General features: G+C 41.9%; 17 protein-coding genes. 4 read left to right on the top strand and 13 right to left on the bottom strand.

Features of this window, described 5'->3' with window-relative positions:
- Window positions 1-12: 12 nt before the first annotated feature.
- The 4 genes from AC1DRQ_RS09895 to AC1DRQ_RS09880 all read right to left on the bottom strand — a co-directional run bounded on the left by AC1DRQ_RS09895 (window position 13) and on the right by AC1DRQ_RS09880 (window position 5,793).
- Window positions 13-3,465, bottom strand: a complete 3,453-nt coding sequence (locus AC1DRQ_RS09895) for a SusC/RagA family TonB-linked outer membrane protein (RefSeq protein WP_477424030.1) — start codon at window positions 3,463-3,465, stop codon at window positions 13-15.
- 157 nt (window positions 3,466-3,622) lie between these two features.
- Window positions 3,623-4,729 (bottom strand): FecR family protein, encoded by a 1,107-nt coding sequence (locus AC1DRQ_RS09890; RefSeq protein WP_477424028.1) that lies wholly within the window; start codon window positions 4,727-4,729, stop codon window positions 3,623-3,625.
- Between the two features lie 116 nt (window positions 4,730-4,845).
- Window positions 4,846-5,415, bottom strand: coding sequence for an RNA polymerase sigma-70 factor (locus tag AC1DRQ_RS09885; RefSeq protein WP_477424026.1), 570 nt, complete (start codon window positions 5,413-5,415; stop codon window positions 4,846-4,848).
- 51 nt (window positions 5,416-5,466) lie between these two features.
- Window positions 5,467-5,793, bottom strand: coding sequence for a hypothetical protein (locus AC1DRQ_RS09880; protein WP_477424024.1), 327 nt, complete (start codon window positions 5,791-5,793; stop codon window positions 5,467-5,469).
- Window positions 5,794-6,035: 242 nt separating this feature from the next.
- On the opposite strand from AC1DRQ_RS09880, the gene AC1DRQ_RS09875 reads away from it, so the two are divergent.
- The gene (locus AC1DRQ_RS09875) at window positions 6,036-6,281 is read left to right on the top strand and encodes a Crp/Fnr family transcriptional regulator (RefSeq protein WP_477424022.1); all 246 of its coding nucleotides are present in this window, start codon (window positions 6,036-6,038) and stop codon (window positions 6,279-6,281) included.
- An 84-nt stretch (window positions 6,282-6,365) separates the two neighbouring features.
- On the opposite strand, the gene AC1DRQ_RS09870 is transcribed toward AC1DRQ_RS09875, so the two are convergent.
- From AC1DRQ_RS09870 to AC1DRQ_RS09850, 5 genes are all read right to left on the bottom strand, one after another.
- Window positions 6,366-7,382, bottom strand: a complete 1,017-nt coding sequence (locus AC1DRQ_RS09870) for a hypothetical protein (RefSeq protein WP_477424020.1) — start codon at window positions 7,380-7,382, stop codon at window positions 6,366-6,368.
- 22 nt (window positions 7,383-7,404) lie between these two features.
- Window positions 7,405-7,578 carry a hypothetical protein gene (locus AC1DRQ_RS09865; protein ID WP_477424018.1) on the bottom strand — a complete coding sequence of 58 codons (174 nt, stop codon included), beginning with the start codon at window positions 7,576-7,578 and terminating at the stop codon, window positions 7,405-7,407.
- Between the two features lie 183 nt (window positions 7,579-7,761).
- The gene (locus AC1DRQ_RS09860; RefSeq protein ID WP_477424016.1) at window positions 7,762-8,136 is read right to left on the bottom strand and encodes a hypothetical protein; all 375 of its coding nucleotides are present in this window, start codon (window positions 8,134-8,136) and stop codon (window positions 7,762-7,764) included.
- Window positions 8,137-8,171: 35 nt separating this feature from the next.
- Window positions 8,172-8,927 carry an SDR family oxidoreductase gene (locus AC1DRQ_RS09855; protein WP_477424014.1) on the bottom strand — a complete coding sequence of 252 codons (756 nt, stop codon included), beginning with the start codon at window positions 8,925-8,927 and terminating at the stop codon, window positions 8,172-8,174.
- A 266-nt stretch (window positions 8,928-9,193) separates the two neighbouring features.
- Window positions 9,194-9,571, bottom strand: a complete 378-nt coding sequence (locus tag AC1DRQ_RS09850) for a Crp/Fnr family transcriptional regulator (protein ID WP_477424012.1) — start codon at window positions 9,569-9,571, stop codon at window positions 9,194-9,196.
- A 9-nt stretch (window positions 9,572-9,580) separates the two neighbouring features.
- Here AC1DRQ_RS09850 and AC1DRQ_RS09845 point away from each other — a divergent pair, with 9 nt between their 5' ends.
- Entirely contained in the window at window positions 9,581-10,204 is a 624-nt protein-coding gene (locus AC1DRQ_RS09845) for a serine hydrolase (protein ID WP_477424010.1), read from the top strand.
- A gap of 193 nt (window positions 10,205-10,397) precedes the next feature.
- Here AC1DRQ_RS09845 and AC1DRQ_RS09840 read toward each other — a convergent pair whose 3' ends face one another.
- Together AC1DRQ_RS09840 and map are read right to left on the bottom strand one after the other, a co-directional pair.
- Window positions 10,398-11,081, bottom strand: a complete 684-nt coding sequence (locus AC1DRQ_RS09840) for a Type 1 glutamine amidotransferase-like domain-containing protein (protein ID WP_477424008.1) — start codon at window positions 11,079-11,081, stop codon at window positions 10,398-10,400.
- Between the two features lie 54 nt (window positions 11,082-11,135).
- Window positions 11,136-11,900 carry a type I methionyl aminopeptidase gene (gene map / locus AC1DRQ_RS09835; RefSeq protein ID WP_477424006.1) on the bottom strand — a complete coding sequence of 255 codons (765 nt, stop codon included), beginning with the start codon at window positions 11,898-11,900 and terminating at the stop codon, window positions 11,136-11,138.
- Between the two features lie 280 nt (window positions 11,901-12,180).
- Here map and AC1DRQ_RS09830 point away from each other — a divergent pair, with 280 nt between their 5' ends.
- Window positions 12,181-12,384 carry an alpha/beta fold hydrolase gene (locus AC1DRQ_RS09830; protein ID WP_477424004.1) on the top strand — a complete coding sequence of 68 codons (204 nt, stop codon included), beginning with the start codon at window positions 12,181-12,183 and terminating at the stop codon, window positions 12,382-12,384.
- 134 nt (window positions 12,385-12,518) lie between these two features.
- Here AC1DRQ_RS09830 and AC1DRQ_RS09825 read toward each other — a convergent pair whose 3' ends face one another.
- Window positions 12,519-13,340, bottom strand: coding sequence for an alpha/beta fold hydrolase (locus tag AC1DRQ_RS09825; RefSeq protein ID WP_429400231.1), 822 nt, complete (start codon window positions 13,338-13,340; stop codon window positions 12,519-12,521).
- Between the two features lie 337 nt (window positions 13,341-13,677).
- Between AC1DRQ_RS09825 and AC1DRQ_RS09820 the strand changes: the two genes are divergently transcribed.
- Window positions 13,678-14,862 carry an acetyltransferase domain-containing protein gene (locus AC1DRQ_RS09820; RefSeq protein WP_477424002.1) on the top strand — a complete coding sequence of 395 codons (1,185 nt, stop codon included), beginning with the start codon at window positions 13,678-13,680 and terminating at the stop codon, window positions 14,860-14,862.
- Between the two features lie 32 nt (window positions 14,863-14,894).
- Here the strand turns inward: AC1DRQ_RS09820 and AC1DRQ_RS09815 are convergent, their stop codons facing one another.
- Window positions 14,895-15,590 (bottom strand): adenylate/guanylate cyclase domain-containing protein, encoded by a 696-nt coding sequence (locus AC1DRQ_RS09815; protein WP_477424000.1) that lies wholly within the window; start codon window positions 15,588-15,590, stop codon window positions 14,895-14,897.
- Window positions 15,591-15,959: the final 369 nt, after the last annotated feature.

The raw sequence follows: 15,959 nt of genomic DNA, 5'->3' as shown, positions 1-15,959 counted from the left end.
GATGATAATTGTCTAAAATTTGAGATTTAAACCAAACGCTACAATACRCTGCAACGGGAAAGAGGTAAAATTACCGGGCTGTTCAGGATCACCGAACTTATAATTGGTGAGGGTAAACAGGTTTTGCGCATTTATAAAAATGCTGGCATTTTTAATATTAGCTTTTTTAGCCCAGGCATCGGGCAAGGCATAAGATAATGCTGCTGTTTTAATACGCAGGTAAGTATCATTGGTATAGGCTCCGGTTGATTGCTGGAATTTATATGAACCGTTAGCATAAGGCGAATTGTAACTGCTTACCAATCGTTGAAGTGTAGCATCAGTATCGCCAGGGCCTGTCCAATATTTACCGAGTACATAAGTAGGCACATTGCTGGCGAAGCCTGGAGCGTTGCTATAAAGAGCGGAAATAGCATTTGGCTGGGTACTACTTGAAAACTGGCAGAAAACGTACAGGCTGAAATGTTTATAACTGAAATTATTGCCAAAACCACCCATGAACTTCGTTTCCCGATTACCAATTACTACCTGGTCGCCACCTTGCGAAACTGGTCTGTAATCGGGATTGGAAGTAACTGTTCCGTCTGCCTTATAAAACTCAAATACCCCGTTGGCAGGGTTTACACCCTTATACCTGTAACCAAATACGACAGACGTAGGCTGACCTATAACATATTGGTTGCTATAAGAAGATGATTCCAGGTTAGGGAAGGCAAGTAGTTTATTCCGGTTAAATGTTATATTAAAATTGGTTGTCCAGGTAAAATTCGGGCTTTTTATGTTAGTTGATGTTAGTGTAAACTCCCAACCTTTATTTTGAACACTGGCTGGTTGATTTTCAAACACGGTAGCAAAACCGGCTTGTGCGGCTAAGGGATATTCAACCAACTGATCGCTCTCACGGTCCCTATAATAGGTGACGTTTAACAACAAGTTATTATTGAAAAAGCCAAAGTCTAATGCTACATTTATTGATTTTTTTGTTGCCCATTTAAAATCAGGATTGTACAGATTAATTGGGATATTTTGCTTAATGCCCTGGAAAGGTGTGGTATTACCATACGGAAAAGCACTATACAATGCCTGGAATTTATAGCCCTCAGAGGCATCACTGCCTGTTGTTCCGTAACTTCCGGAAAGCTTACCATAACTAATGAAAGGAAGGGCGTCTTTGAATATTTTTTCTTCAGAGAATATCCAGCCGGCTCCTACAGAACCAAAACTACCGAACTGATTGCCCGGGCCAAAATTACTGGAGCCATCCCTTCTGCCACTAAACTCTAAAATATATTTTTGATCATAAATATATTTCAGGCGGCCAAAGAAGGCTACGTATTTAACGAGGCCTGCCACATCGTAAGGAGATTGCGAACTGGCCCCATTAATCGACCCCAGGAAAGCATCATTTGAATAACCATACGCCTGGGTTTGAAAGGCATCAGTCGTAGTCTTTTGATAAGTGCCACCCAGTAAAGCGGTTAATTCGCCTTTGCCAATAGTTCTATTGTAATTTATCTGTGGATCGATATTAATATTTTGATCAGCAGTATTAGCAAAAGCTGCGCTAATATTGATATAAGTTGGGTTTTGTGCCGTAGATGGGTTTATGGAATGCTCTGTGCCGGTATTACGACTATAACCCATACTGGCACCAATTTTTAAACCCCTTATTATTTCATAATTTACATTTAAGGAGCCATTGAAATTAAAACTTTCCAGGTTAGAGGTTTGAAGTAAACCAGCGTACAAGTTTTGATATATAGGCACGCCTTTATAGTTCCAAACTAATTTGCCGTCTCCATCTTTCTGATCGGGTGCATTAGGAGGTAACAACATGTTGTTTCCATACCCTCCAGCAGAACTATTTTGATTATATGAATAATCGCTGATTAGTGTGAGGTTTAATTTTTTATTTGCCGAGGTAGTGGTTAAAGCGCTGTGCAGGCTATATCTCTGATCGCCAAAGCCACCCGGGTAATTATAGTCAGACCGTGTATAACCTCCGGAAACAATGAAGGTGTTACCGGCGCTGCCGCCGGATATGCTGGCGTGGATATCTGTATTATGGGTTGAATTTCCTTGAATGATCTTTTGCCAATTTGTGTATTTATTTTGATCATAAATTGTAAGATCAGGTGCATAACCACCGGAATAATCATTCGGATCGTTGTTTGGTGTTATAGCGTCCTGAGCAAAAGCCTGTTTTCGTAATTGAAGATATTGTTGCGTGTTCAATAGTTTTATAGGCCTGGTAACCGCGTTAACTTGTGAGTTTACATTTAAGTCGACAGTTGTTTTACCGGCCTTTCCTTTTTTTGTAGTTATTAAAATAACGCCGTGAGCGCCTTTTGTACCGTAAATAGCGGTGGCGTCCGCATCCTTCAGGATAGTTATGCTTTCTATGTCACTGGGGTTGATATTATTAAAAGCCCCTATACCCATTGACTGATCAATCCCACCGCTAAAAGATTGTCCATTGGCGAGATTGGATAATTGACTAATGTTCGCATTTTGCGGGGCAAAAGGTACGCCATCTACAATAAAGTAAGGCTGGTCGTAAGGTTTAAAGGAAAGCCTATCAGTAGCCAATGAATTTTGTCCCCGTAGCTGCACCAATGTTGTTGAGCCGGGCACACCATTCATGGCGATAACACTCAGCCCGGGGGCTTGCCCTTGCAATGCCAATAAGGGATTGGTTACCGGTTGCTTTCCAATGGCATCGGCGTTAACCGTGTATACAGATCCAACACTAAAGCGCTTGGACTCTGAACCGTAACCAATAACCTGTATTTGATCAAGTGCCGAAGTTGAATTACGTAACACTAAATTGAGCAATATATCTTTACCACCAACTTTAACCGTCTTTTCCAGTTTGTTATAGCCAACATACGTAACGAGCAACGTGTAGCGTTCTTGCGGTAAATTATTAAAATAAAACGCACCGTTATTATCAGTCATCGCAACATAGGTATACCCTTTTATACTAAGCGATACGTTTGCCCCCATCACCGGACGACCCAAGGTGTCAATAACTCTTCCGTATACATCTCCGGGAAGGGCGAGTAAGCTTGCGGCTTTATCTTTGATATTTTCGAATAAAGAGGGCTCCTTCCTGGAAACCACTACTGATTTATTATCGATTTTATAGTCCAGCGGCTGGTTGTCAAAAACGATCTTTAACACTTCGTCCAGCTCCATGTTCTTCACATCGATGGTTACCGATTTGGCCGCCTGAACGGTTGCAGTGGTATAGGCGAAATCATAACCGGTTTGGTTGCGGATATGCTCAAAGATGGTAGTTAAGGACGCATTCCGCTCGGACAGGGTAACCTTTTGCGCAAAGGTGCTTGCGCTTACCTGCATAAAAGCTAAGAATAGCATCAGGGCAGTTAATTTCATGAAAAACAATAGTTTTTTTGCAAAGCCGGGGGGCAGCACAAAGTGTTCTGAGTAAATTTTGTACATTTGCTAAGTGAGGGGTTGTGCGTTTCGCCTTTGGTTTTCGAAGACAGAGAGGCTGGCGCGGTTCTTAAATAGTTAATTAATTGTTTAAGCAGTCCTTTTCAAAGTCATCCGGTTACCGCCAGGTGACTTTTTTTTGAGATCGGAGTCTGGTAGTAATTTATTCTATAACGGTTATCCTCCTTCCTTCAACCCGAAAGTGTACACCTTTGGTGTTTTCAAGTATATGTAAGATAACACTGATATTTTTGCTCCGGCTGATCTGTGCTGTGAAGCCGTTTGTCGTTATATTCCCTTGATAGTTTACCTCTACTTTGTACCAACGTGAAAGCTGCCTCATAACAGTTTGAATGTTGTCGTCCTCAAAGTAAAAGTCGCCGGTCCTCCAGGCAGAATATCTTTTTACATTAACGGCCTTCACATGGTTGCCATCACTTTGCTGACCCGGCTTAAGGAACTGGTTATTCACTTTGATAATCCCTTCAATGAGGGTTGTTTTCGTAACTGGTTCATCGGCGTACGCGTTCACGTTGAAAATAGTACCAATGTCTTCGATAGTTTGCTTATCGGTTTGGACTTTAAATGGATGTTCAGCATTATGCGCCACTTCAAACATGGCTTCGCCGGTAACTTTCACCACCCTTTCTTTGCCATTAAACGCTGTCGGAAAAGTTATCGACGATAGCGCATTTAACCACACTTTGGATCCGTCCGGTAAAATCAGCGGAAAGGGAGATTGCTCCCCAATAGAGGTGGACAAAGTGTTATAAGTAATTCCTTTTGTTGCTTTAGCCGTTAAGCCAGAAGTATAAATAATGCCGTTGTTAATTTGAATAGCAGTAGTCCCCTGCACCAGTTTCCTGTATAACCCTCTTATTAATACAATTTTTTGCCCATTTGCTAAAGTCAGGGTAGCCTGGCTGTGGCCTGGTCCAACGTCACTTTTATAATAAGCAATTTGCCCGGATTGCTGTTCACGCATAAAATAATAACCACCCAATGAAATGAACAGCAGAACTGAGGCGGCAGCCACGATTCTTATCCATAGCGGTCTGATTACCGGAGAAGAATATGGTGAATTAATCTGTGCATCGATGCGTCGTCCAATCAGGCTTTTAAGTTCTTCGGCATTTCCCATTTCTGCATCATTCCATTCGCTTACCGATTGAAATTTACCGAACCACATGTTATAAAGACGAATGTCCTGATCACTGGCACTGCCATCCTTTACGCGTTCAACAAGCTCTAAAAAAATTTCTTTGGTCATCTGTCCGGCGGATTTTTATCCCGCTTTCAGCACTAAGGCGAAAAAAAAGGGCTTACCCCCCAAACAATTTAAAAAAAAAATTTATTTGTTCGACCCAAACTCGTTTTACCAGCATTTTAAAGAAAAAAAAGCCATACAGAAAGGCTACCCATCGCAATTCGGAGTTTTTTTAGTGCAATTGTAATCTGATTTTCTACCGTTTTTTCCGAAATCCCCAATTTTTCGGCAATTTCACGGTTTGATAATTGATCTTTACGGCTTAACTCAAAGATCATCCTTGCACGCTCTGGAAGTTTCGCACTCATTTGCGATATTATTGCTTTAAGTTCTTTAAGTTCCAAAGGATCTTCTAACAGTTGAAGATTTGTGAGATCCAATTCATCCAGGTTAACAAAACAAGCTTCCCTTGCCCTATTACTGCGTAATATGTCGGTGATTTTGTATTTTACCGCTGCTCTTAAATAGGCCGGCAGGGAACTGATCTGTAAACCTGACCGATGATCCCATAGCCACACAAAAACCTCCTGAATAACCTCCATGCATGATTCCTGATCCCGAAGGACATTCCAGGCAGCCTGGTACATTGTTCGCCAGTAACGATTATAAAGCTCGCTGAATGCAGCCCGGTCATCCTGCCCTATAAGGGTAAGGATTTCTTGATCAGAAAGTGTGGGGCGTACTGACATGATGGCCCTAATTTACAAAAAATTCATATTAATTTAAAACAGGCCCTTAAACTATAGTCTACTTTGCTCCACCCCGTAAAAAAAAGTTTCAGAAAGGTGATAACCCGCAGTCAAGCAGAATTTACCAGCCCCACTTCCAATATCAAGCACCCTGGTGTTTGGTAAAGACAGGAATTCAGCGGCTTTTCGGGCAATAAACAATGGTGGGAAATGTTTGAGCGATAGTAATTGAAAATGTTTTGGGTATAGCCAATCAAATTCTGCATCATCGCTGAATATGCGTTTATTGATCGGGTTGTTTTCCGGGGATCGGATTGTTCCCGGTTTGATTTGATCCCGTGGACGGGGCGACAGAGGCGAAAACGGATCATCTTTCATCGTATACAAATTTAGATCTATAGCAGCGGCAATAGCATGGTATGGCATCAGCATAGGGGCTGATATTATCAGTTTTTGCCAATAAACAGGAGCTTTAGAGTTACCCTTTGGGCTCCTGACAAATGGGAATTCACAACACAGTCTGTTCTTAATACCCTCTCAAAAGAAGATTATAATTTTTTGATCTCCCGACAGGGAGCGCACAAATATCAAAAGGGGAAATTATTTTCAAGGAAGGCGTTGTGCCTTCGGGTATCTATTTTATCCACCAGGGGAAGATAAAAAAATATAAAGGAGACAGGAGTGGCAGGGAGCAGATCATCTATGTAGCTAACAAAGGTGAACTGATCGGGTATCATGCGGTATTAGCGGAGGAACGCTGTCCTGATTATGCCGCAACTTTGGAGGATAGCCTGATTAGTTTTATTCCTAAAGAAGATTTCTTAACTATTCTGGATAAATCGCCTCTTTTACCCGGCGCTTATTGAAAACCTTGAGCCATGAGTTTAGTGTGCTTCGCCTGGAGGATGACTTACTTCAGTAGTTTCAAGCCCCCAAACATTCGTGTCTTATTAATTGTCTTGGTAGAGCTGTACGCCTTCGGGTCTTTGCAGGTCCTGAATCCAGCTTTGAATGTAAGAGCACAGGTTCTTTCGTTCCGGACCCGATCGTAACTCACCCCTGGAGCCAAACACAATAAGGCCGAGTGCAATACAATGACCAATGTCTAACCGCATAAGCAAGCCCAGACTGTAGCCGGCTATAAAATTTTGCCGAGCATCTGAAGCAATCTCTATGTTGCGATCTACCTTCCTCCGCGAAAGAACAAATTGTTCGTCATCGGAATATAAAATGGCGTCGTTTGTTGAATAAATCAGGAGATTGGCGATGTTCATAGTTCTGAAGATCGAAAAATACTTCTTTTTCAGATCTGAAAACGATTGCTCAGCAATTTCTGTACCCGGCTGTACACCATTTAATATCATCCATAATTTGATAGCTTCATTTTCATCCAGCGCAACCGTCACTTTTCCGTGCAGCGAAAAGGCGCTGATTAAATCAAGAGCTTCATCTACTTCAAAAGAAAGCTTTTGCATGGCATCGCCCAGGTAAAAAATATATTCCTGATCGGTTTTACCAAGTGGCTTAATAACATCTGTGAGTAGCCCATCCCACGCAACAGAAGCTTCACTTAGCGTGRCCCAGTCGTCAAAAGCGATTGCACGGCAATCGCGAAACAATGATTGAAGTTCTTTGATTACTTCGCTGTCCTTAAAAAGTTGCCGTTTATGTTTTTCCATTTCCACTGTGGACGTAATAACATTGAGCCGGGAAAGTACTTGCACAACACCTTGACTTGAATTTAAAGTAAGGCTGCGTATTCCCAAAATGTTTAAAATTTCAGGGAGCGGTAATTCTTTGATGCCAAATTCACTTAACGATGCCCCCGATCCGGGCACTGCTGATTGTTCTTTGGATATCCTGCGACTTACATACACATGCTCTTCAATATTAAAGTTGTCAATTACAGTTAACAACTCCCTTAATATCGGACCCGTATTTTTGATTTCCATATTATAAGCTACCATAATTACATTTTTTTCAACAATATTAAATATTTGAGTGAAAGGGCTGCTCTACCATTCTTAAGGCATCGTCCATATATTCGCCACCCTCAGTTAAGCTTTCCTCATTAGGATCAAAATCTTTTACTGTTTCTTCACCGTTCTGGCCGTTATCTGTAGTTTTGGGATCTAAAACAGATCCAAATAAAAAGTTAATCATTTCGTTTTGCTTTTTTGATAATCAATAATTGAGATCTAAGAGCCGGCACCGCCTTTACGGCAAACTTTGAAAAGTATGGGTATTGTTTCAGGCAGCACCAGCTCGTTATGGAAAAGATATAATTTCAATTTTGGACATCATGATTCTTAGCTTTACCATCTATAATTTAACGATTAAAAATCGTTAATTGAGCGCCATAGATGATTCCTTAACAACCTGCCACCTTCCCGATAAATATTCCCAGATAACGGTAAAAAATTTTCTATTCAATTTGCCGTCCAATGTCAATTCACGCGTAATTACCACCATACCTATGCTTTCATCGCATACGGCATAATGAAACTCTGTTTTACTGGATAAAGGCTCGGCGTTTGAATCTTTATTGCCCTGTACAAAGGCCACAAGCTGTTCTTTATCCATCGTGTCTACTGTGCCATTTTCATCAACCTTAACTATCAGCAGATTATCTGCATAAATTTGTTTTACATACGGCACATTAAAATGCGTCGCCTCATAAATGAGTTTTTTTGTCAATTCAATTAATTGTTCGCTGTTCATTTTTTCTTAATTTTTCAGGAATTGATGATTTAATCTTACCGTTTATTCTCAGCAATGGCAATCCAGTCTGCATAATGATTCTTGCCCAAAAAAACTGCATTTTCAGACGCCAGGGTGTCAGTATCCAACGGTGCACCGGAATATAGTGCCTTGGCATCTGCAACTATTTCATGGTTCTTATGCGTCGCCTGTTCATATTGTTTGACCCATTCAACCATATTAAATTTATCCGGCCCGCCTATTTCCAGTATCCTGTTAACCGGCTTACTCAGTGCTACGTCTGCCATAAATGAGGCAACATCTTTGCTCGCAATCGGTTGTATGTTGGCATCTGGCAATATTACTTTTCCGTCCGTTATGCTCATTTGAACAATACCACCAGCAAATTCAAAGAATTGTGTTGCATGAACGATGGTATAAGGAATACCCGATGCTTTGATCATATCTTCCTGCACTTGTTTGGCCCTGAAATAGCCGCTGGCCTGTAATTTTTGCGTACCTACCACCGACAAGGCAACATGGTGTTGTACGCCTGCTGCTTTTTCTGCTACCAACAGGTTTTGATTAGAGGTTTTGAAAAAGTTCATCACAGCTGCATCTTCAAAGGAAGGTGAGTTGGACACATCCACTACCACATGTGCTCCTTTTAACACTTCATTCAAGCCTTCGCCCGTAAGGATGTTTACACCTGTATTGAGTGAAGCAGCAATTACTTCGTGCCCGGTATGCTGTAACTGATTTACTGTTTGGCTGCCAATAAGGCCGGTTCCGCCGATAACTACAATTTTCATCTTCTGTGTTTTTTAGTTAGTTGTACAACACAAAGATGGCTATAGCTATCTCCTGAAAACTTAAGCTGGTTTAAGAAATATATTCCTCCTGCAGTACTCTTAAAGCCTCGGGTGAAACACTCATATAAGAAGCAAAAATAGTATCCGGAATTCTCAGAATCAATTCAGGATAAGTGGTTTTGAAATAGTGATAAAAATCTTTCTTAGATACCGTTGCAAATGTCTTTTGTTTAAGTAAAGCCGCTCCCTAAGCCCGTACATGAATCTTATTGAAATACAAGGCCAATAAAGGGGAATTGTAACTGAAGGGTTTCGTAGTTTTTTGGGCTCATAAAGGTTATTTCCGAATCTTCCATCGCTGCAATTGCATAAACAGGAGGTTTGCCATCGCAGAAAGTTTTATAGTCGGTTATCCACCAGTTTTCTAACGCAAGTTGCAATGTTTGTTCCACTCCTTTGTGGTCGGTAAAAAATAAACGCAGGCAGCCTTTTACTACAAAAAAACAGGACGAGCAACGCTTACCTTCTTCCAATAAAATGCCTTTCTTCTTGAATGCTTTTGTTTCAAAAGAAATTTGCAAGCCGTAAGTCCTCATCCCGGTCATTCCAAGTTCTACGCATACTCCTACAATTATCCAGGGCAATGGACGCAAATGCCCGAAACCGATATGAGTATTCCAGGCGGGGCGGGTGCTGTTGTATCCACGCCGACTGACCTGATTAAATTTATAAATGCGCTTTTTTCAGGCAAACTCATTAGCCGGGCTAGTTTAGAGATGATGAAAACGATGAAGGACAATTACGGTATGGCTATGTTTACAATTCCGCTTGATGATAAAAAGGGCTTGGGACATACCGGAGGCATCGACGGATTTTCCAGTGTGCTTATTTACTTTCCAGAGGATAAACTGGCTGTAGCTTATACTTCCAATGGTGTTAGGTATTCAACCAATGATGTTGTCATGGGTGCGTTAAGTATTTATTTTAACCGACCGTTTACAATTCCTGAATTTAAAACTATTAAACTAAATACCGCTGAACTTGATAAATATGTCGGTACGTATTCCAGTACCCAAATGCCACTAAAGGTTCATATCACTAAAAATAACACTTTTCTGTTTGCACAAGCCATTGGTCAGACGGTATTTCCGCTGGAGGCTAAAGGAGATGATAAGTTTTCTTTTGGTGCTGACGTTACTTTGCAATTTGAGCCGGCTAAAAAAACTTTCACTTTAACCCAGGGAGGAGCTACCTATTTATTTACTAAAACCGACTAGTGAGATCAAATTGCAAATTCAATAAATAAAAAATTCGAAATGTTATTTTCTTCAAATACCCTAAGAAATTGTTCGAGAAACGTCCAGTGAGGGCTACTTGAAAGAAGGCCGCTCGGAAAGAGTGGCCTTTGTTATTTTAATGCATTTTTGGCTAAACATCGTGTGGTGTTATCACCGCGCCACGGGTTAAAATTTACAAGGTATTTGTGATATTAGGGGGAAACAGCTTCCATTGCCCCTCTGAGACGACTTCTACGGTATTGTCGGCCACTTTAATGGCGGTCTGATCATCGATAGCATATGACGGTACCGATATCGTAGCGGCCAACTTTTCCAGGTTGGCCAGGGAATTTCCCGGAAACCACTCATGATCCAAATGCGGATGCAGTGCAAAATCAACCAGCCCCAGCGATTTATCGCTTTCAGCCGGCAGCATATGGCCACTGTAGGTCGTTCCAAAGCGGGTCATTACCATACTCCCAGCGCTCAAGCCCACGTAGACCATCTTGCGCAGCAACGACGGCAAGAGGTCTGCCAGTCCGGACTGCTGCATCCAGTAACACAGATACTGGCAGTCGCCGCCTCCAACCAGCAGGGCGTCAGTTTCCTGGAGCATGGGTACCCAAAGCTCTTGTTTGATGCTGGGTACCGCAGTGAGCTCCAGCACTCCCAACGACTTCCAACCCAATTCGCAGAAAGGGTCACCAAGTGATCCGCGAATCACCTTTCGTGCTATGTCGGCACCGCCGGCTATGGCGTATATTGCGGTGGGGACGAAAAGGGCGCTCGCCTCGGCAATCGGTTTGCCCAGGAGTTCAACCAGTGCGTTATGGATGCTCGTGTTGCTGATGCCAGCGGAAGTGAGAAGAAGCTTCATAATTTCTTTCTTAGGCTATTGTTTGCCCTGCTTGGTAGTCTATTTCTTATTTAATTAATCCCAAATGCCGTTCTGCGCTGTAAATATCACCGGCTGCCCGCCAGTTACCATAATCGTATGCTCGTGCTGCGCAACAAAACCACCTTTATTACCGCTTAGCGTCCAGCCATCGGCTTGTGTATCGGCAATTGTTGACCGTGTTGAAATGAATGTCTCTATCGCTACCACCGAATTCTTTTTGAAACGCGTAGTATTATACCTGTCAAAGTAGTTAGCTATCTCATGGGGTTCTTCGTGCAAGCTGCGACCAATACCATGTCCGGTCAGGTTTTTTATTACCGTGTAGCCGGCTTTTTTGGCTTCAGTCTCGATCAACCTGCCTATTTCCGATATTCTGACACCACCTTTAATGTTGCTGATCGCCTTCCTCAATATCTCTTTCGATGCTTCTACCAGTTTGCCATGGCCGTGGATATCTTCGCCCAATACAAACGAGCCGCCATTGTCAGCCCAATAGCCATTTAATTCTGCCGATACATCAATATTTACCAAATCACCTTCTTTTAGAATTTTATCCACTGATGGTATGCCGTGCGCAGCTTCCTCATTAATACTAATACATGTATACCCGGGGAAACCATAGGTTAACGCAGGTGCAGAACGGGCTCCCATCTGTGCCAGCAATTCGCCGCCGTACTCATCAAGTTCCTTTGTTGAAATGCCCGGTTTGGCAAACTCACGCATCTTTTTAAGCGTGATGGCAACAGCATCACTTGCCTGCTGCATCCCAATTCTTTCGTATTCGGTAGTTATAGACATTTTTAAGTTTTTATCTGTAACAAAATTAACAATTAATATATCCGACACCATTTACCAAACGTCAGTTTATGAAACAACGTTCCGGCAGTTATGTTCAGCTTTGCTGCTGTTGTGGTTAAATGGGATAAGTTGGAATCGCATTTAAACAGTCTTACCACACTTAAAAAAATCTATTTTCTTGCAATTACTCCGGACTAACAGAATAATAGAGTATAGTTACAAGGGAACCTCCAACAATACCAAAGCATCCCCCTGATTGTCACCACCTTGTAGATATGCCATGTTTTTTTTTAAATATTATCACTCAACCAGACTGATTGCTCAAGGTCAGGAAGATGCACTGGTTCCGGTGGTCAATGCCATCAACATGTCTAAAAGTTTGCCGAATGCCCGGCTAATCGTTTACCCGGATGCCGGCCATGCCGCCTTTTTCCAATATCATGACGACTTCATTCGGAAAACTCTTGAATTTTTAGGGAAATAACAGTTTATATCGCCAGTACCAGGCAGCTTTCTTTAATTTTTTTAAAAGGAGCTGTAATAGCTTATAGATCAGGAACTCAAGCCCGTTCAGGCATCCATGCTTGAACGGGCTTGAGTATATTAAACCCTTGACATTTAGGATTGAATAAACGCCAAAAGATCCTTATTAATGGTCGCCGCTTCTGTAGCCGGCATACCGTGAGGGAAACCCGGATAGGAAATCAATTTTCCATTTTTCAATAACTTGATCGCTTTTGCTCCCGAAATCGGAAATGGTACGATCTGGTCATCTTCACCATGCAGCACCAGCACGGGAATATCCACGCTTTTAAGATCTTCTGTAAAATCTGTTTCAGAGAAAGCTTTGATGCCGTCATGATGTGCTTTGACGCTGCCCATCATGCCCTGGCGCCACCAATTATCACGGATGCCCTGCGAAATTTTAGCGCCTTCACGGTTATAACCATAAAACGGGATCGTAAAATCTTCAAAGTATTGCGCCCGGTTAAATGCGGTACCCTCACGTATCTCATCAAATATAGCCATAGGAACACCGTCAGGATTATTTTCAGTTTGAACCATCAATGGCGTAACCGCACTGATGAGCACCACTTTGGCCACACGGCCTTTCCCCAAATTAGCAGCATAATGGATGGCTTCGCCGCCACCTGTTGAGTGACCAATATGTATGGCATCTTTCAGATCGAGTGCTTCGGTTAACGCTGCTACATCGGCTGCATAAGTATCCATATCATGCCCGCCAGAAACCTGACTTGATCTTCCGTGACCGCGGCGATCATGGGCAATCACCCGGTATCCCTTTTCGAGAAAGAACATCATCTGTGCGTCCCAGTCATCGCCCGATAATGGCCAGCCGTGATGAAACACCAGAGGTTGTCCTGTTCCCCAGTCTTTGTAATAAATTTCGGTTCCGTCTTTTGTGGTGATTGTGCTCATTGCTTTTTTAATTTAAAGGTGATGAATTTTGAATAGTGTGTTTGTTTGTGTTGTTGATACAAATCTGTTACTTTTTTCCGCTGCTCAACTTGATCTATATTAAGAAATGGTTGCCCAAAAAAAAGCTTCTAAACACCCCTCTGCCTGATAAGAAGAAAGGCGGATTCTTTTTGCAAGATAACTGTTGGTATGTTAACAGAACTTTATTTGAAAAGGATATTTCGGAATCATTGGGCTGCAGCAAATGATCAAGCCGCTGTAATATTTAAAAACAAAACTTAACACTACTAAAATTCAATTTACAAAAGCACTACTTTTATACTCAACTAAAACCTGAATGAATACAAATATAAAGAACAGGATAACATCTATTGATTTTCTTCGCGGCGCCATTATGATCATTATGGCCCTTGACCATGTAAGGGATTATTTATATTCAGGCTCATTTCTTTTTGATCCGCTTGATCTTACAAAAACAAGTGGTATTTTATTTTTTACAAGATGGATCACTCATTTTTGCGCACCCATATTTATGCTGCTGGCGGGGACTTCCGCATACCTTATCGGGCAAAAGAAAACTAAAAACGAATTATCTGTATTCCTTTTAAAAAGGGGGCTGTGGCTCATCTTTCTCGAAATGATCGTGGTCAATTTTGGCTGGAATTTCAACATTACATTCCCTATGTTTCTCTTTATTACCATATGGGCGCTGGGCATAAGTATGATTGTGTTGGCCGCATTGATCCATCTGCCTAAAAAATTGATCCTTGGTATTTGTATTATAATAGTGGCGGGCCATAATCTTTTAGATAATATTCATGTGACAGGTAATTCGCTGCCGGCTTTTGGCTGGTCACTGCTTCATGACCAGCGGTTCTTTACCTGGCATAAGGAAATTCTTTTGGTAGGCTACCCCATTATTCCGCTGGTGGCTATAATGCCGTTGGGGTATAGTCTTGGTTCGTGGTATACTGCAGACTACAATATTCAAAAAAGGCAAAGAAATTTATTGATACTTGGCAGTTTGGCTATTGCCTCATTCATCGTGCTGCGTTACACAAACCTGTATGGCGACCCGGTAAAATGGAGTGTACAAAAAAATGCTTTTTTTACCTTCCTGTCCTTTATTAAAGTAAATAAATATCCACCATCGCTATTATACGTCTTACTGACATTGGGCGGGGCATTTTTATTCCTGTCGTTTACCGAAAAATTAAAAGGAGCAGTAGTAAAAGTTGTTTCTGTATATGGCAGGGTGCCCATGTTCTATTATCTCGTACATATCTACGTGATCCATTTGATGGCAATCATTGCATCGGCACTCTTGCCTGGCCAGGACTGGAAAATATGGATCTTAACAAAACCTATCTGGTTTACCACAGATCTGAAAGGTTATGGATTCTCGTTACCGGTTGCTTACCTGATCTGGATAGGACTGGTGATCGCTTTATATCCTTTATGTAAACGCTATGACGCTTATAAACAGGCCAACAAAGGAAAATGGTGGCTGAGTTATTTGTAAAAATATTGCCGGCTTAAGCTACATAAATTCCCTTATCCCGAAATGGCCAGTAAATAGTCAATGTTCGCTTGTGAACTGGTTAAATAACGGTTACTGCGATATGGCTTTCCGGCTAAACGGATTTGCAAGCCCTGGGATATGCCCTGTAAACAAACCGTGCGTTGATCGGCTACCTTACCATCGGGTTCTAACAGCCGGTAAGCGTCCTCCGAAATAAGCAGGTCATTATTCAGCGCCTTGGTTTTGGCCTGGAGCCTGGAGGCGACGTTCACGGGCAGGCCCATCACCGACAAAGCTGCTGGATTGTCCAGCCCAAACTCCCCTACAAATACCTTTCCCGCGTGCAGGCCAACACCTACTTCCACCGGGCCATCATAATAGGGTATTGTATAGGCTTCGTTGAACAGGTTAATCGTTTGAAACATAACTTTAGTAGCCTGATAAGCATGGTTCACTGCTTCGCTCAAATTGCTTTGTAAACCAAAAACCGCGTACAGATTGTCACCGGCAACTTCGACAACCTTGCCCTGGAAGTTTTTTATGATCTGGTTAAACGCGGTAAATAAACGGCGCACAACCTGGATTACCGATTGGCCTTGTTGCGATTCCATAAGCCCGGTAAAATTACGGATGTCCAAAAATAGTATTGCCAGCTCTTGTTCTGTATCAGGAGCATTAACCATGACGGCCGGGCAGTCGCCATTAAGCGTTAAGTAATTACTTTCCATATGCGTTTTGTATGTGTACATATTAATGTAGACGCTAAGCTCAGGAAAACATTTTAAAGAAAATGCAAGTTGCGGCAGTCATGATGAACGGGTGACCGGAATTCGATTTTGATATGACATTTAGCGGCTGATAAGAGGAATTTACCCTTTCATCATTTTAAGGGATGAACACTTTAATACACAGACTTTTACTTTTATTCATGACCCTGAATTATTATCTATAGCTATAGGTATTAGCTTATGGTTGGTGTTATCACCATAGGTGTTCGGAAGATTGTAATTGCAGTATATATTTCCTCCCTTGGGAGGGGTGCCGTGGATTGTGAAATGGCAGGGAGGGGTTTATACGTGCGATTAAACCTGTAATGT

This window comes from Mucilaginibacter sp. P4_E8 (assembly GCF_056401495.1).
The sequence above is the reverse complement of the archived record's forward strand: the minus strand, read 5'-3'. Positions and strand labels throughout refer to the sequence as shown.